We start from the raw sequence: 23,302 nt of genomic DNA, 5'->3' as shown, positions 1-23,302 counted from the left end.
CAACATTCGTCAGAGTGAAACTCCAGAACTCATCGTCGCATCGATGAGTTTTTGCGCTGCGGGTACCATTGGCAATTGTTGTATCCCACACTGGAAAAAGTTGAATAAGACGCGAAATAAGGACGTCGGACTAGTTCGTTAGCAGAAATTCTCCGGAATTGTCTTGACTCGATGTTTGAGATCGATATTTTGGTTGAGTTACGGATCTGCAGATCGTCTCGTTCTAAGTTAGGGGCGTTACGAGATTGAATTTGTTCTTTTCGTGGGGCTATCTTCGTGATCTTGTATTTAGTGTTAGCAGTTTTAGCGTTGGCACTTTCTGAGGGCGTGGTTGCTCAGGAACGTCCTGGCATTCTCGAATCCGAGATTAAAGCGATCTCTTTGGGTGAAGTGACGTTCACGGATAGCTCGCTCGAACAAAAGTTTTCTACGCCAGATGTTGAAGTGGAATATTCTTCAACATTCCGGATTAAGCTTATCAACAAGTCTAGCCGACTGCTGAAACTTGATCGGCGTAAGTCTTCTTGCGGGTGTATTACCTCCATTCCAATACCCGCAGAGGTAAAGCCTGGCGACTCGACAAATGTATACATAACGTTCACTCCCGACAGTTCGGGTGAATTTGGGCGGTTTGTTGAGTTCAGGTATGGAGAAAGTTCGGAGGTAATACGGCTCTGGGTGGTTGGTAAGGCCAAACACCGGTTTTCCTTGGATCCGGGTGTTATAGATATCGCTAAGGTAGGGGTCGAAAACGAAATTCGACTGTTGCGAAATTTTCCTAAGGACGGGAAGGTGACGTCTGTGGTCGCGAGTTCACCGCTCTTATTGAAAACTGAGTTGAAAGATGCGGATGGAAGTAATCGCATCGCAGTAACAATCGATAAAGCAGAGTTCCGCAAATCGCAGAAAGACGAAACAGTTCGTTTGGCTGTTAGGGAAGGTAGGGCAGAGAGTTTTGTGCTGTTGAGGATACACGATTCTTCGCGGTTGATCGTGTATCCTAAGACGGTGTTTGCCAAGCCAGGTGATGGGTTCTCGCGATTTAAAACGGCTGTTTACGGAAACGAGATGGTTTTGCAAGAGCTTAGTGACGGCAGTCGTATTTCCGTGACTGGTGTTTCGAAGAGCGGGGACAAGATAGGTGCAATTCCAGCCGAAATTGAATGCACTGATATTACTCCGACATCTGTTCAGATAAGTCTGCAAATCGCGAGTGCTTGGATTCAGGAGAATAAGAACGCGGTGCCAATCGAGGCATACGGATATTTAGACGACGGTCGGAAGGTTTTCTCGATACGGTTGTTCTTTCACTGATGTGTGTTGATGGATTTGGATTCGATGCAGAAAAACATGGGAGATAGCGATGTGGAGAGTGTGTTTGTTTATGGGCGTGGCCGTATGTTGGGCCTTCAGTTGTGTAAATGCAAACGGGCAATCTTGTCGGTACTACACGCAGCAGACGGAAAGTTGTTTTGATTTTCCACAAGATACGGATTGCGAGCTTTCTTGCGTGGAGCAGCCGGTTGGGTCTGGGATGTGGTTTTGTCAAACAGGACACGACGCCGATCTTGAGGACTACTATGGAGGGCGGACGTGGGATGGAACGGCTGTTGGAGGATCTGGTGATTATGAGGTCGAGTACACAGACTCTTTCGACTGCTATTCGCATGCAGATTGCGAATGCAAAACAGTCAATAATGTCAAGGAATGTGTGACGAAATTGAGTACGTATTACTCGGATTTTCGCGAAGAGTATTACTTGAATATAAACCTGCAGTGTCCATAGGAAGTGGTCGGCCAACGAAGTTAACGAATCGCGGGCACCCGGTAGGTCTTCCATCGATTGACCCTGAGTGCAGGGTTGCTGTGGCGTATATGGAAGTTCCTGGAAGGTCTAGGGGTGAGTCGATAAGTTGGCAATATCGATATAGCGTGGGTGACGGTGCCGCGGAAACAGTTGGCGTTCGAAGGATTGCGGTAGAAGTTGTACCTGTGTGGAAAACATTGGCATGAAACTGAAAGCGTGTTGGGTATGCGTTGTGTCGGTCAGCATGATTGCCGTTCCGGCGGTGGGTTGGGCGCAATCCGTCGTTGATAAATGTGACGGAATGATGGCGGACTTTGCGTTCGCCAGGTCTGACCTTCCTGATTGGGTAGCGTGTAAGGCTACCGGTACGCGGGTTGAGGGTACGATAGGTAAAAGTTTTGTTGAAATGGGAATTACCCATTTGGTGGTAGAGAAGAAAGGAGATGATGGATACCGGTACTTCGCCACTGGGATCGACTTCCGTCCAAGCAGTGGAATGAATAGGGTCTCGTGGGAGCAAACGTTCGAGAATGGGGTGTTGCACTATCGACGAATCGGGTACCGGAACCGTCTGGATGTGATGCGCGATATGAAGGTTAAGTTGCCAGAGGGTGTGCCGCAGAGAGTTAAGACCAAATATCCGAAGTTTGATGTGTTTAATCTGCCGTTGGCCAACGACGGAGCATACATCGCTAGCGAAATTCCAAAGGAGTACGTGGAAAAGTACTTTGTACTAAATGGACGAATTAATGGCGCGGAAGAAAAGCTAGGGGGGGAAGTGTTGGGGTGGTGGGATATACAGGGAGATCCAGGTGCTGTAGTCGATGTTACGTTTGACGAAAAGTTTAACTCCTATCCGATTAGAGTGGAGTGGAGATCGAAAAAAACGCAGAGGCAAAAGCCGTCGGAAGTAAGGCTAAAAGAGCGTGTCGATTCACTAGTTCAGACCAAGTATGCGTCTGTGCGGTTGGGAAAGAAGGAGTTTGTTTTGCCTTCGGAAGTGCAGATAGATTCGGTGGGTTGTAATGACGGAGATGACTGGACCAATACGAAATTGAAGTTTGAATGGGTTGCGAGCAGCAAGGATTTAACGTTCCCATTTGACGCGAAAGTGGATTGGGCACGCCCTGTTTTAGAGCTGTTTGACAAACCGTAGCGTTAGGACGTGTTTGCTTTTCGCGAAGGAGAAGGTATAGGAGCTGAGTGTCGGGTGCGGGTTTCACGAAAAATGTATTAGCCATACCGGATAGTATAGGCGGGACTGCGGTCTAAATTCTCCACGCCTCGGATGTACCGCAAGGTTGTCCGGGGATCTTTGTGGCCTAACCAGTGCTGAATATCGATCAGCGGAATACCTGCTTTGTCGGCTTCGGTTGCAGCCGTCACGCGGAGTGAGTGAACGCTGACCTCTTCATCGATGCCGACGGCCTGGCAGTGCTTCTTGACCAGCTGCTGAATGGCCCGCACGGTCATTCTCCGGCGCACAAACCCATCGCGGCCCTGTCCGCGAGCGGACGCACCCGGCCGAAACAACGGTCCGGAGCGATCGTTGGCAATGCCTGCAACCGTAATCCATTCAGTGACGGCCGCAGCTGCGATTGGCGGGATGACGCCGCGGCGGATTTCATTGCCCTTGCCCTTGATGCGAATGACCGTGTGTTCACCGTCACGGCTGATGTTGCCGACATTGATGTGGTGCAATTCATCGACGCGAAGCGCCATGTAGGCAAAAACAGCCAGCACCGCGCGGTCGCGAATACCAGATGGCGTCTCGGGATCGGGTGCATCGAGTAAGTGTCCAACACGTTTGGGTAGGATCGATGGCGTCAATCCTTTGTCCGATACTTTTGGGGATTTGACGAAGTCGGGCGCCGCCGGGTTGGCACCGCGATAGCCGTAGTTCTGTAAAAACGAAAAGAACGAGCGAAGGGACGTGATCTTGCGCGCGACGGTTGAGTTTTCTCCGGGGGTGGGATTGCCTTCGTGATCGGGGCGTCCGCCGGCGGCAAGCAAATAATCACGCCACCTGGTTACGTCATCGGGCACGAATTGCGTCATCGCTTCCAATTGCTCAATCTCGAGCCCCTGAAACGCCATGAACTGCTTGACGTCGTTGCGGTAAGCGGTGCGCGTCGCCGTGCTTTCGGTCTTTGACAGCCAGGCTTCGAAGGCTTGGGCGATCAACGGGCGCAGTTTGATGCGATCGGTTGGAAGCGATCCGCCAAACGCCGGGGGCAGGGCAGTTTCGGGTGTCGTGATCAGGTCGGTTTTGGTCATGGTGCTCTCCTTTGCACGGGGGTTTATTTAGATGCCGAAATCGTCGTCGCTGTCGGCCACGTCGTCCGGCTCCTCCCGGAAGTCGCTGCAGTAATCGGCGAGGGTTGCATCTTCCATGTCGAGCAGACACGAAAGGTCAGAGACGCGGTAACAAATCTGCGTGACCAGCCGTGTGATGTCATCGTCCGTGTTCAGTCCCTTTTCACTGGCCTGTTGCACCAGGTGTGTGATAGAGGTGCGAAAGTAGGCGGCCGGCGTCGGCGCTTCCAGCACTTCGATCGCCGCCTTGGCGGCTTGCATGAGCGAGGCCGCATCATCGGTGTTGACGTCGTGCTCGGCCGCGACTTTGGCGAGTGGCCAGTTCTCTTTCACGGCCAGGCACAGGCGTTTGGCGGCGCGGGGCATTAGGTCTTCGTAGCGAATGTTGCCGATGCCCAAATGGTCCCGGTAATTGGCAAAGCTGTAACCGAAGATTTCGGCGGCGTAGAGATGGGCACCACGCATCGTACCGGCCGAGCCATCCCGTTCCCGCTGAATGCAGCGCAGGACGGCATGCAGGCACTCAAAATTCTTCAGGAGGGAATCTTGGTCTAGATAATACGCAAACAACGCGATCCACGACGGCCTGGCATTCTCCGTTGCCATGGCTCGGTTCGCATATTCGGCCCAATGTGCCAAGGCAGCCGGCGTCTGATCGGTTTCGAATCCGGCGACACGATGGGAGAAGGGCAGTGGCTTGTCGTTGTCGATCGCCTCCTGCAAGGCCTCGCCCCATGCGATCGCTTTGGCCAGTGAGTCGTGTTCCGGTGGTTGTGTCATTTGCCGTTCCCTGTTGTTCTGTCGCTCGCGTTTCGCTCAAGCACTTCACTGCAAGATCTCTGGTTTCTTCACTTATCCCTACGGTCGGAGGCCGCGTCATTGCGGCGATGCGTTCCGCAGCCGTTCGATGTGCCATTTGAGTGAACCCGTCGGAAAGCTGCCGCCAAAAATTCGGCGGTTGGTGACTGGTTGCTGAAGTGCGGTCGCGATGGTTCATCACTGCGTCTCTCCGCTGCGCAGGCGAGCTTTAAGTCAGTCATCATCGTTGTGGATGGCAAATCCGATTCGGCGTGACGGCGGGACCGGGGGTGGCTCCATCAGCTTTCGGATCGCATCAAAGACGACTTGAAATTGCTCATCGTATTTGGTCTCCAGGTTCTGGATTTTGTTAGCCAGGTCTTTGTGCGTTTCAAGCCACTGCCGCAGCTTGACGAAGGCCCGCATGATTTGGATGTTCACGGCGACGGCCTGCTCGCTCCGGAGCACGCTTGAAAGCATGGCGATGCCCTCTTGTGTGAAGACGTAGGGCAGGGATCCGCCAAGGCTCCGCCGCGATGGTATCACAGATTGTGATACCATCGCATCGGCTTCTTCGGCCGTGATTTGGAACATGAAGTCATCGGGGAATCTGTCGATGTTCCGGCTGACCTGTTGGCGTAGAGCGATCGTCTTGACGCCGTAGAGGTCTGCCAGATCCCGATCGAGCATGACTTTCAGTCCCCGGAGCAAAATGATCCGCTGTTCGATACGCTCAAGGGGAATGGTTTCGATCGCCGCCATCGTGCAACGGTGCCACGATGGGATCGGGACGTCAACCACAATCCCACCTGCTATTCCTCCTCGTCACTGCCTAAAGCGGCCCGCGCCGCCGCGATCATCTCGGGAGCGAAGTCGAGTGTGATGTCGTCCAAATCATCGTCACCTAGCCTCTGGATCTGCTGAACGATGTCGATGAGCAAATGCTGGGTGAGCCCCGTGACGTTGGCCTGCTCGTAATCGGCCGCCGCGAGGCGATCGAGAACGTTCCAGAACGGCTCTGGCAATTCGATCGTGAGAGTTCTCTTTTCCATAATTTCTTTCTCCTCCTGCCCGCATTTGGCCCCGGTGCGGGGCGTCTTCAAACTTCGTATAACCCACTTTATACGAAGTAAAAGGTGTTGGTAAAGGCAGGTAGGGAGTTGAAGGAATCACGGAGGTGGCGGGGCTATCCCACTCCCTAGATCCGACACTTATTTGCCGTTCGGTTCTAAGGTGTATTTCTTAGGGGCAGAGCACGCGTGCGAACTTGGTATTCTGCGGGAGAACGGGGGGGGACATAAATCATCACTAGGCAGTATCGTAGATGGAAACTGTCCACAAATCGCCGGTTGGAAATGGTGGCTGCATTTACCAGGTTGCAGCTAATGCGGGATGAAAAGGATACCGCGGGATGGCTTGCCTAGAACGAAACAAAGCGTAACGTTCCCTACACTATCTACTAGTGTGCGGAGCAAGACAAAAAGCCTTTGTGAGATGGGGAAGAGTGCATGACCATAAGTGCGTTTTCACTGGTTGCAGAGTACTGTAACGATCAGTCATCGAGAGTTACTGCGAAGCCCAGATATGACGTTGCGACACATTCTCTGTGTCTTGGCGATGTAAGTGTCAAAAGGTTTCGCCAATCCGCGCCCAATCAACAGCTTGTCCTGCTTGCGTTTGAGGAACAGGGGTGGCCAGGTGTCATAGACGATCCGATTCCCCATCGGTTTGGCACTTGCCCTCGTGAACGTGTTGCAAATGCTATAAGACGTCTAAATCGGTCGCAGCTTGGCGACATCGTGATACGCTTCGGATTGGCTGACGGCGGCGAATCCATCTACTGGTGTATCAGGAATAGGATGGCTAAGGATCTGGTTCCGGACCCACGCGGACCAAGGCGAATTTAGTCGGACCCAAACGCAACTCGATCGTTTCTATTTCTTCCATAGAGTGAGTTATGGAGTGGGCCGACGCTTGGCTCACCAAGTATTCCTCACCAAGTGGAGAGTTGTAACGATGTCAAAGAGTTTACTAATGACGGCCGTCGCAGTACTCTGTTGCACTGTTAGCACAGCCAGTGCCCAACAAGTTAATGAAGCGCAGGCTACTGCGAAACTGGATGACGCCACGGTTGAAGTGTCAGCAGCGGACGACAGCCATATTGGGGTGGCCGACGAAATCACTACCCTGGAGGACGCTTATAATCAGGTGATTGCGTTGCTGAATTCATGGAACGTGCCAGCGAATCATCCAGATCGCCAAGCCGCGGACGACGCGTATGGTGATGTTGGTATCGCATCTGCAAAAAACGACGCTGCAAGAGATAAAATTGACGATGGCATTGCCGACGTTGATGCGGCGATTGACGCATTTGAAAACTCGAACTGGTCTCTGTGCTACAGCAAGTCGGTAAGTGCAATACAGAACTCCAATGCCGCATTTTCACTTATGTTGGATGCGGAATCACATTGCGATTGGGCCGCTCAAGTCTTCCTCGATCTAAGCGAAGAGTACGAAATTTACTAGCGAATTGAATTCGCGAGACGTTATTGCACGGCCTAGTCCATATTCCATTCGTGAATTTGGGCTAGGTTTCTTCCGCTATCCCAAGTTTCGGTTCGGCAGGCTGTTTTCTGTTCCGTTTCTTGAGTCGCTCAAATCGTTCTCTGAGCTGTCGTATCCGTTCATGGCGTTCCGCGGACTCGATCTGTTCTTGTTGAATTCGTAGCAACTTATCCACAGTATTCCTCTCAATTAGAAGTGGAAAATGCAGCTCATTCGGAAGCAACCCTCGCAATTCGAGTGGAGTGGGGGTCGGATCCAACCGTCCGTAAGCGGGAAAAGAACAGGTCAGACACAATACAAAAGCTAGAAAGCAACGCATGACATTGCTCCGTCAAGGTCCTGGAACAAAAAACTCGCAACTACATTTTTAACCACCCTCTCTCAACACTGCCGGAGTTTTGTCTGATTTTCTGGAAGAAAATCTGCACCGTTAGTCTGGCAAACCTCGAAAAGCGGGACAGGGTCACGCAAGTAAGGGGTAGGAAGTTTTGGTTGCCGTTTTGGACAGTGAGGTGGTTTTGCCGCGATCGGCGAGGCGTTCAACGAATTGCTCATCATCGATTTTGAATATCGCATCTTGGCCTTCGGTGAACAACACGCGAGGAAAGCCGGCGAGATTTACGCCAAGCTCAATAGCCAGGTCCAAAGTCCTGGGTACCGCGATGTCCAATTTGCAAGCGTCGCCCTGACTAATCCTTGGGGCTTCCATCCGTAGTGGCAAATCAGAACCTTGGCGGACGGCACAGAGTTTTCATCGTGATCTTGACAATGGCTAGAATTGCTTCTGCATGGTCGAGAATGTTCGGGGCCTAATCCGCCATCTTTCCAAACGCATCTAACGCCATACGGCTTCATCCGTGATGCCGATCTGGTGCAGCCGAACATCTGCGATCGCCATCGTTTCTTGGTGGGGTGTTCTTCAGATTTTCAGACGAGATTACGAATTGTAAATTTTACAATTTGTTCTCGATCGTGCTCTGGAGTTCTGACGATCTAGGTAATTAGTCGAGTGTTCGTGCGGTGATTTGGATTCTGACAAATTGCCTTGACGCGAAAGGGAGACATCTGCTAGCCGTCATAGGGTGGCGCACATTTTTTCCTCAACGGAGATTGCTTATGGAGTATGCGGCCGTAGTCGGTTGGTTTCCATCCGGCGAATTCACACTGGTTGCCTTTCTGATTGCCCTAGTTTTACTTTTCGTGCTTTTGATTGGGGGCAAGGTCAAGATTGGCATGGATCGGATTGAAATTTGGGGTCGTAATTGGGAGGACGCCCAACAAAAAACGGACGAAAAGTCCGAAGACCTTCCGCCCGCCTAGAGATGGAAATGGCTGATACTTTTCCGGGTTTCAAGCCATTGCATCCATCATGGAGAATGCATCGCGGTACTGCCGCGGTGCGTTTTTTAGCGACAAATCGTAATCGAGTGAAAGTCCATTATGACTTCTTTGCTTGATCTTCGGGCAGCTGAAGAGTTGCCCCTGGTCACCTTTCTGGATTAGCCCCAATAGCTGACAGCCTTGACATTGGCATGCGGCGGTAGGGAGGCAAACCATTGAAATCGTTTGAAAAGACAGCGAAATACGGGGTGGTGAACGAAAATGCTTGAAAAACGCCGTACAAATGACGTACAATGGTGGTATGGAGACGATTGATATGACCAAATCTCTGAAAACCGAACGCATCGAAGCCCGCGTTGAGCCGGATGTCCGTGAGCTCATCATGGAGGCTGCCGATCTTGAAGGCTGCTCTGTGTCCGAGTTCCTTGTCGCTTCTGCCAAAGAGCGAGCCGAGAAGACGCTTCATCGGACCCGCGTGATCCGATTGACGGAGGAAAGCCAAATCCGCTTTGCGGAACTTATCCTCAATCCGCCACCACCGAACAAAGCGATGCAAGAGGCGAAGGCGATCCACGAACAACTCATCCTCTCCTCGTAATGCCGTTTCGGATCGAGAAACTGGCAAAACACGACCGAAGCGAATTCGATTGTGGCACTGAAGCCCTAAACCGGTATCTTCAACGTCAAGCCGGTCAGGATCAGCGGAAACGTTACGCGGTTTGTTTCGTCGCCGTAGATGATGATTCGGAGGCCGTATCAGGCTTCTACACGCTCTCGTCAGGGTCGCTCGATCTGGACCGTTTACCAACTTCCTTGAGCCAGAAACTCCCGCGTTATCAAGTTGTTCCCGTCGTCGTCATGGGACGTTTGGCGGTCGCGAAATCTGCACAAGGCGTTGGTCTCGCTCAGGCACTGCTATTCGATGCAACGAAGAAGGTTGCCACGCTCAACGTTGGGGCTTTTGCCTTGTTGGTTGTCGATGGCGGCCACGCATTGAACCATTATGGCGGGGTGGCTGACTCTGGCCGCCATAGTTCGATGACGGTCTTATCAGGCGATACATCCGCTGGTGTCGCCAAGATTCTTGAAGAATTGGAGTGAAGAGCATTGACGACCGAGACGTTAGAAAATACTGTTTGATCTCAATCTGACTTTTAACGATTTAGATTGGAACGACGCATTCGCGGTTGCCGCGCGGCAACCGGATGGCGGCCAATTGCAATTTGGCTCATGTAGACTTCGTCGGTCCAACTTACGTGTTCCAGAATACGTGTTCCAAAAAAGGAACGATGGGTAGGTCTTGAATATCCAAGTCTACCCGTTGTTTCTTTGCTTTGGTGTGCGCATCCGCCAGCACGATCGCAAGCGTTTTCGCAAACGCCTGGCTTGTCCAGCGGTTAGTGAAAACGCCCTTGGCCCTGATCCTCATAAAGTCGCTTAAACAACAAGTTGAGTTCAATCGAATTGCTTCTTACTTTGACCACATCTCTGTGCTTACGGTTGGGACGTTTTGCGTGAAAGCGCAGAGTCGCAGCGCTGACGCGAGATTCTCGAATCTACTGGCCGTAGGTCATCAGCGTTTCTCCGCGTCAGGCGTCTTGATCTCATTGGGCCCAACGTTTGCCAACAGGCGCATGGCTCCCCCGTGACACGCGTCTTGTGGTCCGAGTTGTTTTTCTTTTACTAAAAGAGTGAATCCGCCCGAACACACGACGCGCCAATGCTGGGGAGTCACGCGCCCTCAGATTTCTGAATTGCACCAAAGAGATCAACACGAAGTTTGCGGGCGCGACGCTGATGAACTGCGTGCATGAGACCTTAGAAGCGGAACTCCCGGCCTGGAACACACTGGCCTATTCCCGCGTGCGGTGTGTCGCATCCGTGCGAGAGTTCACGTTGGCATCCTTGCCGCCCCAATGCGTTCCCACCGGCTTGTCCCGGTGCCGGTGTGAAACTCGCTCGAGACAACGTTGTGGATAGCGAGCGGACGGTAACGGCCACTGCAGACCTCAAGTTGCCACGTCCGAAAACTATTCGAGATCTTTCTCTGGCAACGAACCTGGAATGGCAACCTCGAACTGCGGACCTCCGAGCGAACAAAATTCTAGAAATTTCCTTCACGAAACTCGAAGCGCCAATGCGCGACTTTTCAGCCAGACATCACGCAACTGAATCATCAGCCACTACCGCCAAAGTGGTTCAATCTAAATCCGGCATCGACATGTTGGTTGACGCGAAGGACGAAGAATCTGAAGCGTTCTATCTTCACCATGGTTTTGTGAAGCTTGAATCGCGTGACGACGATGAGCGGACTCTCGTGCTTCCAATTAGCAAGTCTAGCCAGTGATCGTTGCTTTTATTTGGGGTCTGAGTACTATTGGAACAGAAAGTCGGGTTAAGCTGCATGGACGAATGCTAGATGCCCATTCGGGAAACGATGTCCTGAGCCAATCGTTCAAAAGTCTGCTCAGCCTGTTTGATCGTTGCGTTGTATCCCGGATTCACTTTGCCGCGAAGGCTTCCAATCGGAACGCCTTCCGCCTGGGCAGATGGTGCTAGGCTCTGAAAGTGTTTCACGTCGCCAATCTTGTTTGACCCAGTGGGACCGAGGTCACTGTCGATAGCTTCTAGCACATCCACGACTCGCGACTTCACTCGTGGCGCAATTTTCCCTTCCCATTGGGCGTGTGGATTAGTTTTTCGCGTGCCGACGTTAACCTTGAAGGCTGAAGCGATGTATCCGAGATAGTGCGGTCGCCCGTCTGGAATCTGTGTTTTTGCTACTTCATCAGCGAGTCCATAGATCGTTTTCCAGTCCGTAATCCACTTCCCGACGGATCGCCCGACCGTAGAGAGTGCACGCAGCGAAAACAAGTCTGCAGTGACCGGAGTGATGAAGTGATCACAGTCCAGCAAAACAGATCGATTCAGGGGCCCGACATTCGGTCCCACGTCGTACATTACAATATCAGCATCGTACTCGCTGGCCAGCTTATCGACAGCACTTCGCATCGCGCAGAAGACGTCATACCCGCGTGGATTTCTTGCAAAACAGCGGGTCCACGCGTCCGGAAGTTCTTCTTCGTAGTCAGCTAAAAGTACATCACCAGGAGCGAGGAGTACGTTCTCACGATTGGTCTCGTAAACCGTGACCTTTTTCGTATCGCCGCGACCTCGGACCACAGGCTTGATCGCACTCCACATCGTGTCACCTTCTTCGTCATCATCTGATTCACCCAACAGTTCATCAATTTCCTTCTCTCCGAGGTAGTAGGACGTCAAATTGCATTGTGGATCCGCGTCAACTAGCAGGACCGTATGACCCATCGCCCCTAACGCGTCGGCGATGTTCACTGTGAGCGTAGTTTTCCCGACGCCGCCTTTGTGATTGAAGAGTGTTAGCTTTTTCATTTACTTCGGGATTATTGGAGATATGACGTCGTGCCTGTCAGTATTTTGACGTCACCGGCCGTCAAGCGATACCCGAGGCAGTTGCAATCCGCCGATACGTACGTGGTGGCTCGGTTAGGGGGAGACGTCATCCGCAAGGCATGTGCGGGAACAAGCCCTCTGAACCGGTAGTCCTACCCGGATCGACCGGGCAGGGTCTCGATCCTATGGCCGGAAGCGGGACATGCAAGGACGTCTGCCGCGAATTGGGTGTTGCCTGCACCAGCTTTGATCTTCGAAGCCGGAAAGATGCGGCGAACCCGACATCATACGCAGACGTCGGTCTGTTCGACTTCGTCTGGATGCATCACCGATTGCGAGAACGACGGGTCGGTGCCCTGCCGCGTGATGCGTTCAATGCCTTGGACAGATAATGTTCAAGCGCCTCGGAAAACGTGACGCTGTCACGCGATGCCACTTTTGACAACAAGTCGTGTGCCTTTTTTGACACCGTGATGGTTTGTTGCTCGTCGTGATGTTCCTTGCGATACCGACGTTTGCGGATGGCCAGCTTCAACCTCTTCCAGTCATCCGTGCTGAGATAGGTTTCGCACCAGGTGTTTACGGCGGCTGCACGACCATGTTTTGCTTTGATGTCGGCCGCGGCAACAAATTCCCGCCGTGCATCATCATGTGACACTGATTCCGGCCATGCAAATCCGGCCACCTGCAGGCGGCCGCTGATGTAGAAGGTGGCGTGCACGACATCCTCGGCGGTGACGATGTATTTCGCTCGCGGCATCGAAAGTTCTTTGGGTAGGCATGGTGGAGGACCTATCTGAGATTTTAACACTCCCGAAACGCGGGACAAGGTCACGCAAACAGAATCGCCATTTTGGAATTACCGCTCTTTCGGATTGAATCCGCCATGAAGGAGTTGATCAAGCAACGTCAGAGTCAGAGGGACGGACGCGCTGAAGCCGCATGAGCTAGAATGTATCGGCCCGTTGGCCGGGTCGCTGGCGTTCGTGTTTTGCCCCAACACGACGAACCACCTCGGCTGGCGGGCAATTACATGCAACGATTCACACGAAGTCAATCGATTTCCTCGTCATCGTCATAGATACTTCTGGTGATTTTCATCAGGATGCTCTGAATCTTGTCGACTGCCTCTGATAGATCGTCAATTTGACATTCGACTTCGAATGCATGGTTGGCCAGTTCGGTTGCATCCTCGCCATTCGCGTTCATCGCCAGTTTGTGCAGTCTGAGCAAGTCATCGCGGATCGATGGTTCTCCGAAATCGCTATCAGCCAGTAGAGCACGCAGACGATCGAGATAGTCCACGGCTTTCAAGATTTCACTCGTTTCAAAGGTCTCAAGGTCGATTTTAGTCATTGCTTGCCACTACTTGTCCGTGATTGCTCCGATACGCCGGATTGTTGTATCGGTGCCAAGGCGTTTGTCGATGAACCGTGCGGTGGCAACAAAATCGACCAGAGCATCGTCAAACCGTTCGGCCAGTCCTTCGGCGATGGCTGTTTCGGCGACTTCCTTCAGGGCGTTGAAACACCGCCGCTTTTCTTCAATAGCTTGTCTTTCGGCTTCGGTAATGCTCATGATCCCCAGTTAGCACCGTTCGTGAGAGCGAGTCAAACAGATTCCTTCATGGGCTTGCAATTCGTTCAGGTATCCGCTTCACCGGTGTTGAACACCTGCGGAGCATCGGGCAAAGTTTCTTGTCTTTGTCGTCGCATTTGTGCTACTATTGGGCGGTTCGAGATTGACGGAGGAAACAACCATGCAACACACAACACTCCAAGACCTGCAGCGGGACATTGCCAAAGCCTACGAGACTGGTGACTTTGTCGCCGCTATCGAAAGCCTTACTGAAGCCTTTAAGCAACGGCGGGGCGAAGCTGTCGGGCACGCCAATCCAATTGAGCGCATGAGAGACTCTGTTTCCCTGGATGAGATCATCGAAGAACAAGGTTCAAGGGTGGTTACCGATTGGCGAAGGCTTTCGGTCAACATTGCTCCAGAAGGCGAGACAGCCGAAGAGTTCTTAAAGCCCATCTACGCGGATAGAGATGCGGGCCAAGACAGGGATCCACTCTAATGCGGGTGCTCGTTGATACGGACGTCGTTTCGTACGGACTGAGAGCGGACCCACGTTTCGATCAATTCTATGGCCCGACGCTTGCCAGTGCGGAACCGTTTGTTTCATTCATGACGATCGGCGAACTCGAACATGGGGCCGCTCTTCGCAACTGGGCTGAAAAGCGTCTTGGCGAATTGCGAGCCTATCTCTCCGAAAACTTTTTGAGCATTATGCCGACAACTGAGATTTGTAGGTGTTGGGGACAAATCAGAGCAGAGGCCAAGTCACGCGGTCGTGTATTGAAACCAGAAGATGGCTGGATAGCCGCGACATCAGTGGTATACGGCATTCCGCTGATGACAAACAACCGCAGAGACTTCGAAGGCATTCCTGGTCTACAACTCATCACGCAGGAAGGGAGCACCTGAAATGCCATTGTCGCGTGAGTTTGTTGAAACAACCAAGAAGCGAGCCGACGCAAGCAAGGCGTTTCGAGTTGGACTGCTTGAAAAGGCAGCGTCAGCATTCGTCACCGGCGAACCCGATGCTGGCCGCGAAATTCTTCGCGACTACGTGAAGGCAACTGTCGGATTTGAAGCTCTGGCTCGGCAACTTGAAATGACGTCGTCGAGCCTGAAAAGAATGCTTGGTCCAAAAGGCAATCCGAGCAGCAACAATCTTGCTGCGATCATGGAAGCTCTACAGCGAAACGAAGGCATTGTTCTTGGAGTCGTCGAAAAACGCCGGTCCCATCAACGGGAGCGTGAATTGGCATGACAAAGGGGAATGACGACGCAGAAAAACGAAAATCCAGATCACGACGACATTTACGGATTCTATCGAAAAACCTTTTTTGGCGCGGCGTAAACATCTGGACCTTAGCGTAGTATTTCACACTCTCCTGCAAACGATCGCATTATTGAGCTCTTCTATTGCGGGACGAGGTCACGCGCACGGAATTGCCCAAATAGATTGGTTGCGAGACGGATGGTTGCGGCGGCTAAGACATGCCCGGCCCCTCCGGTTTTTCCTGACAAACGTCACCTATTTCGAATGTGAAATCCAGATCGCAGCCGGTTTCGTGTTGGTCAAGCACCAGGCGACACGCGGCATGGCAGAATTCACGGGCCAATTGGTCCGATACCGTAAACGTTTGTTTCACGCGTGTTGAGACTTCGAGTACAGGAGGAAATCCGCCGCGGTTGAGCCAATGGGCCAAATTGTTCGCGTGCTCTGCTGCGCCTTCGTAGTCGCCGTGGCCAAAAGCATCCAACATCTCGGTAAATGTCTGATCAGGATCCATTGTGCAAGCGTGCCAGAGACCGCGGCGCGGTGTCAATGAAATTCCCAGAGCCGGTCGATCCGTTGTGGCAGATCTTACGACCGTTCGATCTTCTCATCCACGATCGCATCGGCATGAATCAGAAACGCATTCAGGGATGCGTCGTCCAGCAATCCGTCTGCGGCCAGTCCGTAGGTGAGATCATGAAGATCATCCGTTCCGATGTCGTTCATGCGATCTGCGATCGCCAATCGCAATGCCCGTTCCTCAAGGGGTAATTCCGCCTCGTCGGCGTAGGCATTGATGAGTTCATACAGTCGCTCAGGTGTCATGCGGCAGACCCTGGCACAGTTCCTCTGCTTTTGTCAAGGCATTTGTCGGCGTCGTGTATTCCATCCTCCTCCTGCCAATTGATGATCCCTGCAGCGTCCCACGTTGCCGTCTCTGCTGACAAGGGCCGGCCTGCAGAACATCACTTCGCTTGTCTTCGGCCGGTCGCGTGGCCGCGAAAACCCTTGCAGCACCGACGGCGACCAGGCGGGGATTTCGCTTGCATGGTCAATCGGCAAGAAGGACAACGTAACAAAGCCAAGCGAGAGATCCAAAAACCGGGATCCGGCCAAGCGAGTCTTTGCTCTTCGTGTTCGCCATGCGGAATGAGCCATTCGCAATCGCACCGAGGAGCCGGCGAGCAAACCGAATTGACATTTTGAGGCGAACCGTGGCAAAAACGGAGCGCCGCTACAACACAAACAATGACAGAAAGGGCAGTCACATGACACGCATCCAAGGACAAGCCCGCCCGAAAGCGTAGGGCGGCATGGCATCAAGAAAACACACCAAGAAACCTAAACGCGATATTTACCAGGAAGTGACCGATCGGATCATCGGCTACCTGGAACAGGGCACTGCCCCTTGGAGAAACCCGATCAAACGCGGCACCGGCGACGGCTGGCCGAAGAATTTGGACAGCGGCAAACGCTACCGCGGAATCAACGTCGTGTTGCTCGGCATGCGATCCTGGGAATCCGGGTATTCGTCGGATTACTGGATGACCTTCAAACAAGCCCAATCGGCTGGCGGCCAGGTCCGCAAAGGCGAAAAGGGTTCCTTGGTCACGTTTTGGAAACTGTACGCCACCAAGGATAAAACAACGGGCGAGCCGGTCGAAGTTCCGGTACTCAAACACTACACCGCATTCAACGTCGAACAGATCGATGGCATCCAGGTTCCCGATGCCCCCAAAGATGATCCAGATGCGATCCCGTTTGAACCACTGGCCGAAGCGGAGCGCATTGTCGCCGGATACAAATCAAAACCGACAATTCGCCACGATGGCGGGCGGCGGGCGTTTTATCGCCCCAGTACCGACAGCGTCCACATGCCGGATCCCGATCGGTTCGATTGCCGCGAGAGTTTCTACGGTACGCTTTTTCATGAACTTTCTCACTCGACAGGGCATAGCGACCGCTTGAACCGAGGCCTGGATACCGATCTGGCGCCATTCGGATCGCCCGACTACAGCCGCGAAGAATTGATCGCCGAAATGGGCGCAGCGTTCTTGTGCGCCGCAGCCGGGATCAGTCCGCCGACCATCGAGCAATCGGCATCCTACCTGCAAAGCTGGATCGATGTCCTCAAAGGTGACAAACGGCTGGTCGTTGGAGCTGCTGGGGCGGCCCAGAAGGCTGCGGATCTGATTTTGGGTGAAGACTTTGCCAAAGTCAGCAAGCCAGCTGATATGTCGCCAGACAGGTCCGTCGAGGAACAACCCGAGAAAAAAGCAGCAGCACAACTAGACTTATTCTAGTCAGTGTCCCGTGCGGTTCTGGTACGGAAATGCTCAACCCGTCAGTTAGAATGCGGGAAGCGTGGAAGTTTGACAACGCAAGAGGAAGCTGGCATTGTGCGGCAAGGAGAATAGAAATGACGGACATTCAGATTCGCAATATTGATCCAGAGCATGTGCAGCAGCTCGAAGAGTTGGCGTCAGAGCAAGGCCAGCCGTTTGACACGTTTGTTGTCTCGTTGCTTGTCGAGATTTTGCATAAGAGAAGGGTTGAGCGCGAAAAGGGCTTGGGGAGTCGTATAGCGAAACGCTTTGAGAATCTCGGGCTTGAAGAGGGCAAACTCGAGGAGTTGCGCGGCCATCCGGTTACTCCACCCGAGTTGGGCCAATGATTATTCTTGATACCAACGTCATTTCGATCTGTGAGAAGACTCAGATTTAGGAAACGCAGATAGAGTAAGGGCAGGCACATGACACGCACACAGGAGAAGACCGCCGCCACCGAAAGGTAGGACGGCGTGGCGAACGAACAATACCTCATCGCGGGTAGCAAGGGCATTGTCGAGCTCTTTGACAAGGCGAGCAATCAAAGTGGACTCAGTAGGGGGCAGGTTTTCGAGGATTTCGTGACGCTGTCACGCTGCGCCTTGTCCGGTCAAACGGCCGAAGAAGAGTATCTCAGCATCATCGCCAAGGGATACGATAAGGGCACGATGCCGGAACGCGGCGCCGACACGCTCAAAACCGCATTCCATACCATGGTTGATGTGATGGCGGAGACCGGGGAGGACGTTCTTGGCGACATCTTCACCGGGGCGATCACCTATGGGGAACGTGGTCAGTTCTTTACGCCGGCGAGCGTCTGCGATTTGATGGGAGCTTTGACCATTCCCACTGAGCGGACGCCAGATCGCAAGTCGGTGTGTGACCCAGCATGTGGATCGGGGAGGATGCTGCTCAGCGTAGCCAGGCATCAGCCGCACTGGGAATTCACTGGACAAGATGTCGACCACCGTGCGGCGCAGATGACGGCGATCAATCTGGGGCTGAACGGATTGCGCGGTTGGGCCGTTTGGCAAAACACCCTCACTCTTCAGTGCCACCGCGTCTATCGCATCGGTATGAACTGGTCGACGGGCGGTGTGATTACCGAAGTACCGGTCGAGCAATCGCCGTTCAATTATCACCCGGTGCCAAAAGAGACGTCCAAATCTGTTTCACAGTCGCGGCACGCTGCTGACAATCCAGACGACCATGAACCGGCCGGTTGGCCACCATCTCCCGACGATGACAGCCCACCACCATCGCAGCTTGATTTGTTTTAACAGGCGTGCGATTGATCTGGTGTCAGGGAACGATCCATTTCGTCATCGGATGACTGATTGGACACGCTGCCACGATTGCAAGTCCATCGGCAAGGGCCGGCCTGCAGAGCGTCGCTGCGCTAGTCTTCGCCCGGTCGCTTGCGCGAAACCCCTGGCAGATGCACTTTCCACCGCGGCGGGAACGCGGACCATGGTCAACCAACAACGAAAGGACAAAGCCATGACACAGACACAAACCAACAAGCCAGCCGACACAATCCGCTTCGGAGGCGTCAAAGGCGTGATTTGGAAGAACGCCGGCAAGGACGGCAAACCGGACCGCTACTCGGTTACCTACGTCCGCAGCTACACCGACGCCGATGGGAATTGGCAGGACACGTCATCCCTCTCAGAATTCGACAATCTGAAACTGGGTGTTTTGATCCCTCAGGTGGCAACCCGCATAGCCGAACTCAAAGCAGCCAACCGAGCGGACGCCAACAGTGACAATGGAAACGAGGAGGGCGGCCGATAGGCCCCTTCCACTCCGGCGCCGAGTCCGTTGCCGTCCTATCCACCGAAACAAAGGGGATCGCACTCATACCACGTATTGCGTATCGGTGATGGGCAACGAGACATTTCTGAAAAATACAACGCGAATGGAAAGTCTAAACGCTTCGTTCCCTAAAAAGGATCGTGTTGGCTGATTGAGAGACGCATCCGTGTCGCCAGCCTTCACTGTTACCAATTGATTCACTGGAGAATTGAGATGAAAAACCTGTATCGAGCCCTGACTTTCGCAATGATGATCGCGGCCGTTCCCATGGACACGCAGGTCAACGCGATGACCACCACCGATACACAAGGCCTTTGCACGAAGGATGCGAACGTCACCGCGGTTTTGGCTGGCAACTCCAGCACCAAAGAAACGGTGTCGGCAATGAACAAAACTCGTTTGACGACTGTCACCTAGCAACGATCGTACCACCATTTCATTCCAACCAATTGTCCGGCCCAACCGTTTTTCACTCCCCACATTACTTCAACAAAAAACTCTGCAAACCCCAAGAGAATTAGATGTCACATCACCTTCCACGGCTTCACAACATTGCCCACGCCGTTTTCGACCGATGCGGTGAAATTCGCGGACGAAACGATGTCCGCGCTGATGCGAGAGGGCGCGCAATCCGTTTGTCAGACTTCGGAGACGACAATTCTGATTACGGGTGGCTAGTCCACCGCAATGACGATGGGGCTTATGTCGCACTGCACATCGAGTCGTTTTGCGACGATGCACACGATTATTTGATCGCGTCCTTGTCGGACGAACAGTCTGCAGCCCAAATCGAATCGTTGTTTTCCTGACGGCTTCACCCCATCAACACACACATGAAAGCGGGCTCTCCCAAGAGCTCGCTTTTTTTGTATCCCTCAGTAGCGGAGAAAAACGATGCCAGCGAACGCCAATCAATTATCTGACCTCGTGCGGGGCACAGTCGCCGTCCAAACGCTTGCCGAGATTATGGCAGCTAAGACACACCTACCGTCGAGTCGAAAGCGAGTCCAAGACAAACGACTTGAAACGCTGAAGGAACTCAGTGACCTAAGCATCGATCCGGAAGTATTCGATACGATGCTGTCCAACGAGTTGAACCGACAACTTAAGCACCGCTTTGCGGTCGGATTTCTAATTCTTGCTGTAGCATTTTCTTCCATCAGCTACTTGATCGTCGTGGCGGATGCGATTTGGAAACTTGGGATCCCAACATCGGTTTTGGTGGCTTTGTTGGTCCAAACCCCAATTCAATTGATCGGATTGCTTCACATCATTGCGAGGAATCTTTTTCCGAATCCCGTTTCTTCCTCGCGGCGGATCTCGTCTGCTTCTTCGGAGGAGAAGGGTGGGAAGAATCCGTGCGTTTCGTAGGGTGTTCGTTGGCGGAAGACAGTTCGGCATTCACTTTAGCGGTGTCAAGGACCTGGTCCTTTGGAGCTGCCGCGACGTGCCGCTCTTCCGGCCCTCTATCGCCCGTGTCTACTGGAGGATCGTAATCGATGATCGTAATTCCCATTCCATCAACCAAAGCGCGTTGGTTGGCATTCAATTGATCCGTCACAAGATAGGCACGTAGTGGAGGCTTATTGATTTCCCCGAATCGAACTGGACCACCGAAATTGCCGTGCCCAGGCGTTCCAATTTTCTCCCCCTCCATCAAAAAGACGACCCGGTTGAGGCGTTTAGCCTGTAACGCCTGATAGGTCAGTAGTTCGCTCGCCTTGTCTCTCGTGCAAAACTCTCCTTCGTCTGTGAGTGCCGAAATGGATAGGTACGCCGTTTGAAAACTGCTCGGCGAACGGCTTGGGTCAATTGTTCCTTCGTCCCAATCGACAGGGTGTCCCAAAAAAGACAGGACGCCCTGTTTCATCAGGGCATGACCAGCCTGAAAGTAGCACAATCCCAAAATCTCAATGTTGTCCGTCGCGATCTCAAATGGATGTTCTTCGATTCGCTGTATCAACCGCTCTGCCAGGAAACGCATGGTCGTTCCTGTACCGATATAAATTGACTCTTTAGGGCGAGGCATCAGATCTTCATGCTTCATGCAGCGCACGACGAGCGGATCACGCCGTTGCCTGTTTTCCGCCATCGAGAGGACGAACGGACGGAGCTTTAAGGAAATTCGTTTACCCCGCCGGCTTCGTCCTTCCTCAGCGCCGCCATAGCTGAGTGGCAACACGGGGAGTCCCGCCATGGCGAAGAATTTGCCCGCCTTTTTGATCAATTTACTGAGGGATTCGCCATCACCGTAGAAATGGTTGCCCAACTCTGGTTCAATACTGGTCCACTGGGTATTATCGACCACCCCAGTCTTCACGAATGATTTTAGACATTGCCGGAACCGCTGACGGATCCGGCGGTCCTTCTTGCTACTTCCCTCTTCTCCCATTCGTCCGTTTCGCCCCCGATTTCCTATTTTCGCAAGTTAACTTCACGAAATTGCAAATTTGTTTTGCAAATGTCGCTGAACTGTGGCAATTTCAGAGAGAGATTGTCTTATCTTGGGTGCGTGTTGATGGGAAGCCCCGTTACCCCCCCAAAGAAAGGAAAAGGAGAAGTTTGCAATGGCTAGGAAAGCACAGCCAGTAGAAGATCGAGAGGATTCGATGGAAAAACTTGGCGTAATGCTAGGTGAATTCATGATGGCCGCACAGAGCGGGAACCGTTTGGAAACCCCTGACTTTGAGGGTCTCCTCGCCGAATTTCCAGGAATTGAACTGCAAGAAATACAGGACGCCTTCTTAGCAGCCGGTGTGCTCTCAGATGGTGCTTCAAAGCTATCGGAACGCCGGCGGCCGCACGAGTTGTTCCCCACGGCGCCACGATAGCGTATCGGCACAAAAAAAGCGGCTGAGGACCACTAAAGAGGTCATCAGCCGCTGGCCAGCACCACATAACTCTTAGCTTCTTGGTCGAAACATCCCGCAAAGCAATTCGTTGATCAGCGCTGGATTGAAAGCGTGTTCCGCAAGCCACTCTGTCAGTTCGGAATCTTCGCGAATCAGCCGTCCTAGGCTGATCAGTCCTCGAGCGCGCAAACGCGAGAATGCCGACGGACTTGATCCGAGTACTCGAGCAAGCTCGTTGTGTTGGCTGCCGTGGTAGATGGAATCGATCAATATCATGGCCAAAACCGCGCGCTGCTTCGGTTCTGGAATGAGAGCGATCTTGTCCAGAATCAGAAGGACGAATTCGCACTGTTCATCAGGGCTGGGCATAGTCGACTCCAGGGATAAGAATTCGATAAAATCGAACGATGGCGGTGGGGACGAGGCGGGAATAGGCATATTGTAGGGCGTGATGGTCAACAAATTGCCAGCCTGATCAAAATTCTTCATGACTGCACCTTGACACGCCAGCGTTTCGGTGTCCCCAATTCCCGCAATTACCCGAGAGAGCGTGGCTGACCCCATTGGGAATTTTCTTAGAGTTTTCGGTTAGGCACACCGGGCGCGGGAAATTGGCATGCCGGTGAGCGCATGACCGCGGCTTGGTGATGCCAGGCGGGGCATTGGCCAGGTCTTGCCGAAGTTCGTCAAACCGGACCGGATTACGGAGCGACTGTTCCGGCGGCTCAAACCAAACAATCCGCATCGCAACATCCTGAAAAGTGGCGTTGAGCGGTAGTGGTTTCATGTCGCACGCTCCTGACCGGGTCCGGTTTCAGCAGACGCAAAGCAACCGAACTCAGAGAAAGCTATTTCGGTCTTGCGCCGATAGATCCACACATCCCCCAGAACAACACGCTATCGGTTCTTGGCTTGCTGTGCCTCATTCCTTGCCATCTGCGCTGTGGACTCCACTCGTTTCAGCTTTTCTTCCAAGGCTTGGCACTCCTTCGCCAGGGCTGTGACAATCCCAGCGAGTTTCTGGACGTCGCTCGAATGCGATGCTTCAGAAAGTTGGCGGGCGCTGACTTTTAGGTTGCTGAAACTCGGCATGAAGTGTTCCTTCTGTTTGAACGTGAATGAACCAGATCCCGCAGAGCTGAATTGGATGTTCAGGTCTCGATCGGGAGAAAGAGTAGTATAAATTGAATAGACGGCAGCA

Annotated in this window: 30 protein-coding genes; 17 read left to right on the top strand and 13 right to left on the bottom strand. The window is 52.9% G+C overall.

The features are described 5' to 3' along the window. Positions 1-276 precede the first annotated feature (276 nt). Both TBK1r_RS00870 and TBK1r_RS00865 read left to right on the top strand, forming a co-directional pair. Positions 277-1,314, top strand: coding sequence for a DUF1573 domain-containing protein (locus TBK1r_RS00870; protein WP_419580826.1), 1,038 nt, complete (start codon positions 277-279; stop codon positions 1,312-1,314). A gap of 695 nt (positions 1,315-2,009) precedes the next feature. Continuing rightward, the gene (locus TBK1r_RS00865) at positions 2,010-2,963 is read left to right on the top strand and encodes a hypothetical protein (protein WP_145207095.1); all 954 of its coding nucleotides are present in this window, start codon (positions 2,010-2,012) and stop codon (positions 2,961-2,963) included. Positions 2,964-3,040: 77 nt separating this feature from the next. Here TBK1r_RS00865 and TBK1r_RS00860 read toward each other — a convergent pair whose 3' ends face one another. The 4 genes from TBK1r_RS00860 to TBK1r_RS00845 all read right to left on the bottom strand — a co-directional run bounded on the left by TBK1r_RS00860 (position 3,041) and on the right by TBK1r_RS00845 (position 6,024). Continuing rightward, positions 3,041-3,991: a tyrosine-type recombinase/integrase gene (locus TBK1r_RS00860; RefSeq protein WP_419580825.1), complete on the bottom strand. Its 951-nt coding sequence runs from the start codon at positions 3,989-3,991 to the stop codon at positions 3,041-3,043. Positions 3,992-4,111: 120 nt separating this feature from the next. Further along, positions 4,112-4,903 (bottom strand): hypothetical protein, encoded by a 792-nt coding sequence (locus TBK1r_RS00855; protein WP_145207093.1) that lies wholly within the window; start codon positions 4,901-4,903, stop codon positions 4,112-4,114. 252 nt (positions 4,904-5,155) lie between these two features. Further along, positions 5,156-5,683, bottom strand: a complete 528-nt coding sequence (locus TBK1r_RS00850; RefSeq protein ID WP_145207092.1) for an ORF6N domain-containing protein — start codon at positions 5,681-5,683, stop codon at positions 5,156-5,158. Between the two features lie 50 nt (positions 5,684-5,733). Further along, on the bottom strand, positions 5,734-6,024 hold the full coding sequence (locus TBK1r_RS00845) for a hypothetical protein (RefSeq protein WP_145207091.1): 291 nt from the start codon (positions 6,022-6,024) through the stop codon (positions 5,734-5,736). 913 nt (positions 6,025-6,937) lie between these two features. Between TBK1r_RS00845 and TBK1r_RS00840 the strand changes: the two genes are divergently transcribed. The 5 genes from TBK1r_RS00840 (at position 6,938) to TBK1r_RS00820 (ending at position 11,174) form a co-directional block, all read left to right on the top strand. Beyond that, positions 6,938-7,447: a hypothetical protein gene (locus TBK1r_RS00840; protein ID WP_145207090.1), complete on the top strand. Its 510-nt coding sequence runs from the start codon at positions 6,938-6,940 to the stop codon at positions 7,445-7,447. 1,155 nt (positions 7,448-8,602) lie between these two features. Continuing rightward, complete coding sequence (locus TBK1r_RS00835) at positions 8,603-8,806, top strand: hypothetical protein (protein WP_145207089.1); 204 nt, start codon at positions 8,603-8,605, stop codon at positions 8,804-8,806. 286 nt (positions 8,807-9,092) lie between these two features. Continuing rightward, positions 9,093-9,425 carry a type II toxin-antitoxin system TacA family antitoxin gene (locus TBK1r_RS00830; protein WP_419580824.1) on the top strand — a complete coding sequence of 111 codons (333 nt, stop codon included), beginning with the start codon at positions 9,093-9,095 and terminating at the stop codon, positions 9,423-9,425. Beyond that, positions 9,425-9,928, top strand: coding sequence for a GNAT family N-acetyltransferase (locus TBK1r_RS00825; protein WP_145207088.1), 504 nt, complete (start codon positions 9,425-9,427; stop codon positions 9,926-9,928). Before TBK1r_RS00830 ends, TBK1r_RS00825 begins: the two co-directional genes overlap by 1 nt. Positions 9,929-10,775: 847 nt before the next feature. Further along, positions 10,776-11,174, top strand: a complete 399-nt coding sequence (locus tag TBK1r_RS00820) for a hypothetical protein (protein WP_145207087.1) — start codon at positions 10,776-10,778, stop codon at positions 11,172-11,174. A 68-nt stretch (positions 11,175-11,242) separates the two neighbouring features. Here the strand turns inward: TBK1r_RS00820 and TBK1r_RS00815 are convergent, their stop codons facing one another. The 4 genes from TBK1r_RS00815 to TBK1r_RS00800 form a co-directional block, all read right to left on the bottom strand. Beyond that, entirely contained in the window at positions 11,243-12,238 is a 996-nt protein-coding gene (locus TBK1r_RS00815) for a ParA family protein (protein WP_145207086.1), read from the bottom strand. Positions 12,239-12,584: 346 nt separating this feature from the next. Further along, positions 12,585-13,070, bottom strand: coding sequence for a hypothetical protein (locus tag TBK1r_RS00810; RefSeq protein ID WP_145207085.1), 486 nt, complete (start codon positions 13,068-13,070; stop codon positions 12,585-12,587). Positions 13,071-13,312: 242 nt separating this feature from the next. Further along, on the bottom strand, positions 13,313-13,615 hold the full coding sequence (locus TBK1r_RS00805) for a hypothetical protein (protein ID WP_145207084.1): 303 nt from the start codon (positions 13,613-13,615) through the stop codon (positions 13,313-13,315). Positions 13,616-13,624: 9 nt separating this feature from the next. Next, positions 13,625-13,837, bottom strand: a complete 213-nt coding sequence (locus TBK1r_RS00800) for a hypothetical protein (protein ID WP_145207083.1) — start codon at positions 13,835-13,837, stop codon at positions 13,625-13,627. Positions 13,838-14,018: 181 nt separating this feature from the next. Here TBK1r_RS00800 and TBK1r_RS00795 point away from each other — a divergent pair, with 181 nt between their 5' ends. Genes TBK1r_RS00795 through TBK1r_RS00785 form a run of 3 tightly spaced genes read left to right on the top strand, consistent with a single transcriptional unit; the run spans position 14,019 to position 15,095 of the window. Beyond that, positions 14,019-14,336 (top strand): hypothetical protein, encoded by a 318-nt coding sequence (locus TBK1r_RS00795; RefSeq protein ID WP_145207082.1) that lies wholly within the window; start codon positions 14,019-14,021, stop codon positions 14,334-14,336. Continuing rightward, positions 14,336-14,746 carry a PIN domain-containing protein gene (locus TBK1r_RS00790; RefSeq protein ID WP_145207081.1) on the top strand — a complete coding sequence of 137 codons (411 nt, stop codon included), beginning with the start codon at positions 14,336-14,338 and terminating at the stop codon, positions 14,744-14,746. Before TBK1r_RS00795 ends, TBK1r_RS00790 begins: the two co-directional genes overlap by 1 nt. A gap of 1 nt (position 14,747) precedes the next feature. Further along, complete coding sequence (locus TBK1r_RS00785; RefSeq protein WP_145207080.1) at positions 14,748-15,095, top strand: helix-turn-helix domain-containing transcriptional regulator; 348 nt, start codon at positions 14,748-14,750, stop codon at positions 15,093-15,095. Between the two features lie 223 nt (positions 15,096-15,318). Here the strand turns inward: TBK1r_RS00785 and TBK1r_RS00780 are convergent, their stop codons facing one another. Both TBK1r_RS00780 and TBK1r_RS00775 read right to left on the bottom strand, forming a co-directional pair. After that, positions 15,319-15,621: a hypothetical protein gene (locus TBK1r_RS00780; RefSeq protein WP_145207079.1), complete on the bottom strand. Its 303-nt coding sequence runs from the start codon at positions 15,619-15,621 to the stop codon at positions 15,319-15,321. A 74-nt stretch (positions 15,622-15,695) separates the two neighbouring features. After that, a complete protein-coding gene (locus TBK1r_RS00775) occupies positions 15,696-15,932 on the bottom strand; it encodes a hypothetical protein (protein WP_145207078.1) in 237 nt (78 codons plus the stop codon). A gap of 488 nt (positions 15,933-16,420) precedes the next feature. Here TBK1r_RS00775 and TBK1r_RS00770 point away from each other — a divergent pair, with 488 nt between their 5' ends. The 6 genes from TBK1r_RS00770 (at position 16,421) to TBK1r_RS00745 (ending at position 20,058) form a co-directional block, all read left to right on the top strand. Beyond that, positions 16,421-17,410, top strand: coding sequence for an ArdC family protein (locus tag TBK1r_RS00770; protein ID WP_145207077.1), 990 nt, complete (start codon positions 16,421-16,423; stop codon positions 17,408-17,410). A 116-nt stretch (positions 17,411-17,526) separates the two neighbouring features. After that, positions 17,527-17,781 carry a hypothetical protein gene (locus TBK1r_RS00765; RefSeq protein WP_145207076.1) on the top strand — a complete coding sequence of 85 codons (255 nt, stop codon included), beginning with the start codon at positions 17,527-17,529 and terminating at the stop codon, positions 17,779-17,781. A 126-nt stretch (positions 17,782-17,907) separates the two neighbouring features. Continuing rightward, a complete protein-coding gene (locus TBK1r_RS00760) occupies positions 17,908-18,714 on the top strand; it encodes an N-6 DNA methylase (protein WP_145207075.1) in 807 nt (268 codons plus the stop codon). A 220-nt stretch (positions 18,715-18,934) separates the two neighbouring features. Then, the gene (locus TBK1r_RS00755) at positions 18,935-19,228 is read left to right on the top strand and encodes a hypothetical protein (protein ID WP_419580822.1); all 294 of its coding nucleotides are present in this window, start codon (positions 18,935-18,937) and stop codon (positions 19,226-19,228) included. 234 nt (positions 19,229-19,462) lie between these two features. After that, positions 19,463-19,666: a hypothetical protein gene (locus TBK1r_RS00750; RefSeq protein ID WP_145207073.1), complete on the top strand. Its 204-nt coding sequence runs from the start codon at positions 19,463-19,465 to the stop codon at positions 19,664-19,666. A gap of 104 nt (positions 19,667-19,770) precedes the next feature. Then, the gene (locus tag TBK1r_RS00745) at positions 19,771-20,058 is read left to right on the top strand and encodes a hypothetical protein (protein WP_145207072.1); all 288 of its coding nucleotides are present in this window, start codon (positions 19,771-19,773) and stop codon (positions 20,056-20,058) included. 461 nt (positions 20,059-20,519) lie between these two features. Here TBK1r_RS00745 and TBK1r_RS00740 read toward each other — a convergent pair whose 3' ends face one another. Then, complete coding sequence (locus TBK1r_RS00740; protein WP_145207071.1) at positions 20,520-21,641, bottom strand: DeoR/GlpR family DNA-binding transcription regulator; 1,122 nt, start codon at positions 21,639-21,641, stop codon at positions 20,520-20,522. A gap of 175 nt (positions 21,642-21,816) precedes the next feature. On the opposite strand from TBK1r_RS00740, the gene TBK1r_RS00735 reads away from it, so the two are divergent. Beyond that, positions 21,817-22,080, top strand: a complete 264-nt coding sequence (locus tag TBK1r_RS00735) for a hypothetical protein (protein ID WP_145207070.1) — start codon at positions 21,817-21,819, stop codon at positions 22,078-22,080. Positions 22,081-22,152: 72 nt separating this feature from the next. Here TBK1r_RS00735 and TBK1r_RS00730 read toward each other — a convergent pair whose 3' ends face one another. Beyond that, complete coding sequence (locus tag TBK1r_RS00730) at positions 22,153-22,590, bottom strand: RNA polymerase sigma factor (RefSeq protein ID WP_145207069.1); 438 nt, start codon at positions 22,588-22,590, stop codon at positions 22,153-22,155. A 408-nt stretch (positions 22,591-22,998) separates the two neighbouring features. Beyond that, on the bottom strand, positions 22,999-23,193 hold the full coding sequence (locus tag TBK1r_RS00720; RefSeq protein ID WP_145207067.1) for a hypothetical protein: 195 nt from the start codon (positions 23,191-23,193) through the stop codon (positions 22,999-23,001). Positions 23,194-23,302 lie beyond the last annotated feature (109 nt).

The organism is Stieleria magnilauensis (assembly GCA_007753675.1).
Classification (GTDB): Bacteria; Planctomycetota; Planctomycetia; order Pirellulales; family Pirellulaceae; genus Stieleria; species Stieleria magnilauensis.
The sequence above is the reverse complement of the archived record's forward strand: the minus strand, read 5'-3'. Positions and strand labels throughout refer to the sequence as shown.

Bases quoted from the DNA above. Each gene is read 5' to 3' on its own strand.
- TBK1r_RS00865 (WP_145207095.1), top strand. From the start codon at position 2,010: ATGAAACTGAAAGCGTGTTGGGTATGCGTTGTGTCGGTCAGCATGATT.
- TBK1r_RS00855 (WP_145207093.1), bottom strand. From the start codon at position 4,903: ATGACACAACCACCGGAACACGACTCACTGGCCAAAGCGATCGCATGG.
- TBK1r_RS00850 (WP_145207092.1), bottom strand. From the start codon at position 5,683: ATGGCGGCGATCGAAACCATTCCCCTTGAGCGTATCGAACAGCGGATC.
- TBK1r_RS00840 (WP_145207090.1), top strand. From the start codon at position 6,938: ATGTCAAAGAGTTTACTAATGACGGCCGTCGCAGTACTCTGTTGCACT.
- TBK1r_RS00835 (WP_145207089.1), top strand. From the start codon at position 8,603: ATGGAGTATGCGGCCGTAGTCGGTTGGTTTCCATCCGGCGAATTCACA.
- TBK1r_RS00825 (WP_145207088.1), top strand. From the start codon at position 9,425: ATGCCGTTTCGGATCGAGAAACTGGCAAAACACGACCGAAGCGAATTC.
- TBK1r_RS00815 (WP_145207086.1), bottom strand. From the start codon at position 12,238: ATGAAAAAGCTAACACTCTTCAATCACAAAGGCGGCGTCGGGAAAACT.
- TBK1r_RS00805 (WP_145207084.1), bottom strand. From the start codon at position 13,615: ATGACTAAAATCGACCTTGAGACCTTTGAAACGAGTGAAATCTTGAAA.
- TBK1r_RS00800 (WP_145207083.1), bottom strand. From the start codon at position 13,837: ATGAGCATTACCGAAGCCGAAAGACAAGCTATTGAAGAAAAGCGGCGG.
- TBK1r_RS00795 (WP_145207082.1), top strand. From the start codon at position 14,019: ATGCAACACACAACACTCCAAGACCTGCAGCGGGACATTGCCAAAGCC.
- TBK1r_RS00790 (WP_145207081.1), top strand. From the start codon at position 14,336: ATGCGGGTGCTCGTTGATACGGACGTCGTTTCGTACGGACTGAGAGCG.
- TBK1r_RS00785 (WP_145207080.1), top strand. From the start codon at position 14,748: ATGCCATTGTCGCGTGAGTTTGTTGAAACAACCAAGAAGCGAGCCGAC.
- TBK1r_RS00780 (WP_145207079.1), bottom strand. From the start codon at position 15,621: ATGGATCCTGATCAGACATTTACCGAGATGTTGGATGCTTTTGGCCAC.
- TBK1r_RS00775 (WP_145207078.1), bottom strand. From the start codon at position 15,932: ATGACACCTGAGCGACTGTATGAACTCATCAATGCCTACGCCGACGAG.
- TBK1r_RS00770 (WP_145207077.1), top strand. From the start codon at position 16,421: ATGGCATCAAGAAAACACACCAAGAAACCTAAACGCGATATTTACCAG.
- TBK1r_RS00765 (WP_145207076.1), top strand. From the start codon at position 17,527: ATGACGGACATTCAGATTCGCAATATTGATCCAGAGCATGTGCAGCAG.
- TBK1r_RS00755 (WP_419580822.1), top strand. From the start codon at position 18,935: ATGACACAGACACAAACCAACAAGCCAGCCGACACAATCCGCTTCGGA.
- TBK1r_RS00750 (WP_145207073.1), top strand. From the start codon at position 19,463: ATGAAAAACCTGTATCGAGCCCTGACTTTCGCAATGATGATCGCGGCC.
- TBK1r_RS00745 (WP_145207072.1), top strand. From the start codon at position 19,771: ATGTCACATCACCTTCCACGGCTTCACAACATTGCCCACGCCGTTTTC.
- TBK1r_RS00740 (WP_145207071.1), bottom strand. From the start codon at position 21,641: ATGGGAGAAGAGGGAAGTAGCAAGAAGGACCGCCGGATCCGTCAGCGG.
- TBK1r_RS00735 (WP_145207070.1), top strand. From the start codon at position 21,817: ATGGCTAGGAAAGCACAGCCAGTAGAAGATCGAGAGGATTCGATGGAA.
- TBK1r_RS00730 (WP_145207069.1), bottom strand. From the start codon at position 22,590: ATGAAGAATTTTGATCAGGCTGGCAATTTGTTGACCATCACGCCCTAC.
- TBK1r_RS00720 (WP_145207067.1), bottom strand. From the start codon at position 23,193: ATGCCGAGTTTCAGCAACCTAAAAGTCAGCGCCCGCCAACTTTCTGAA.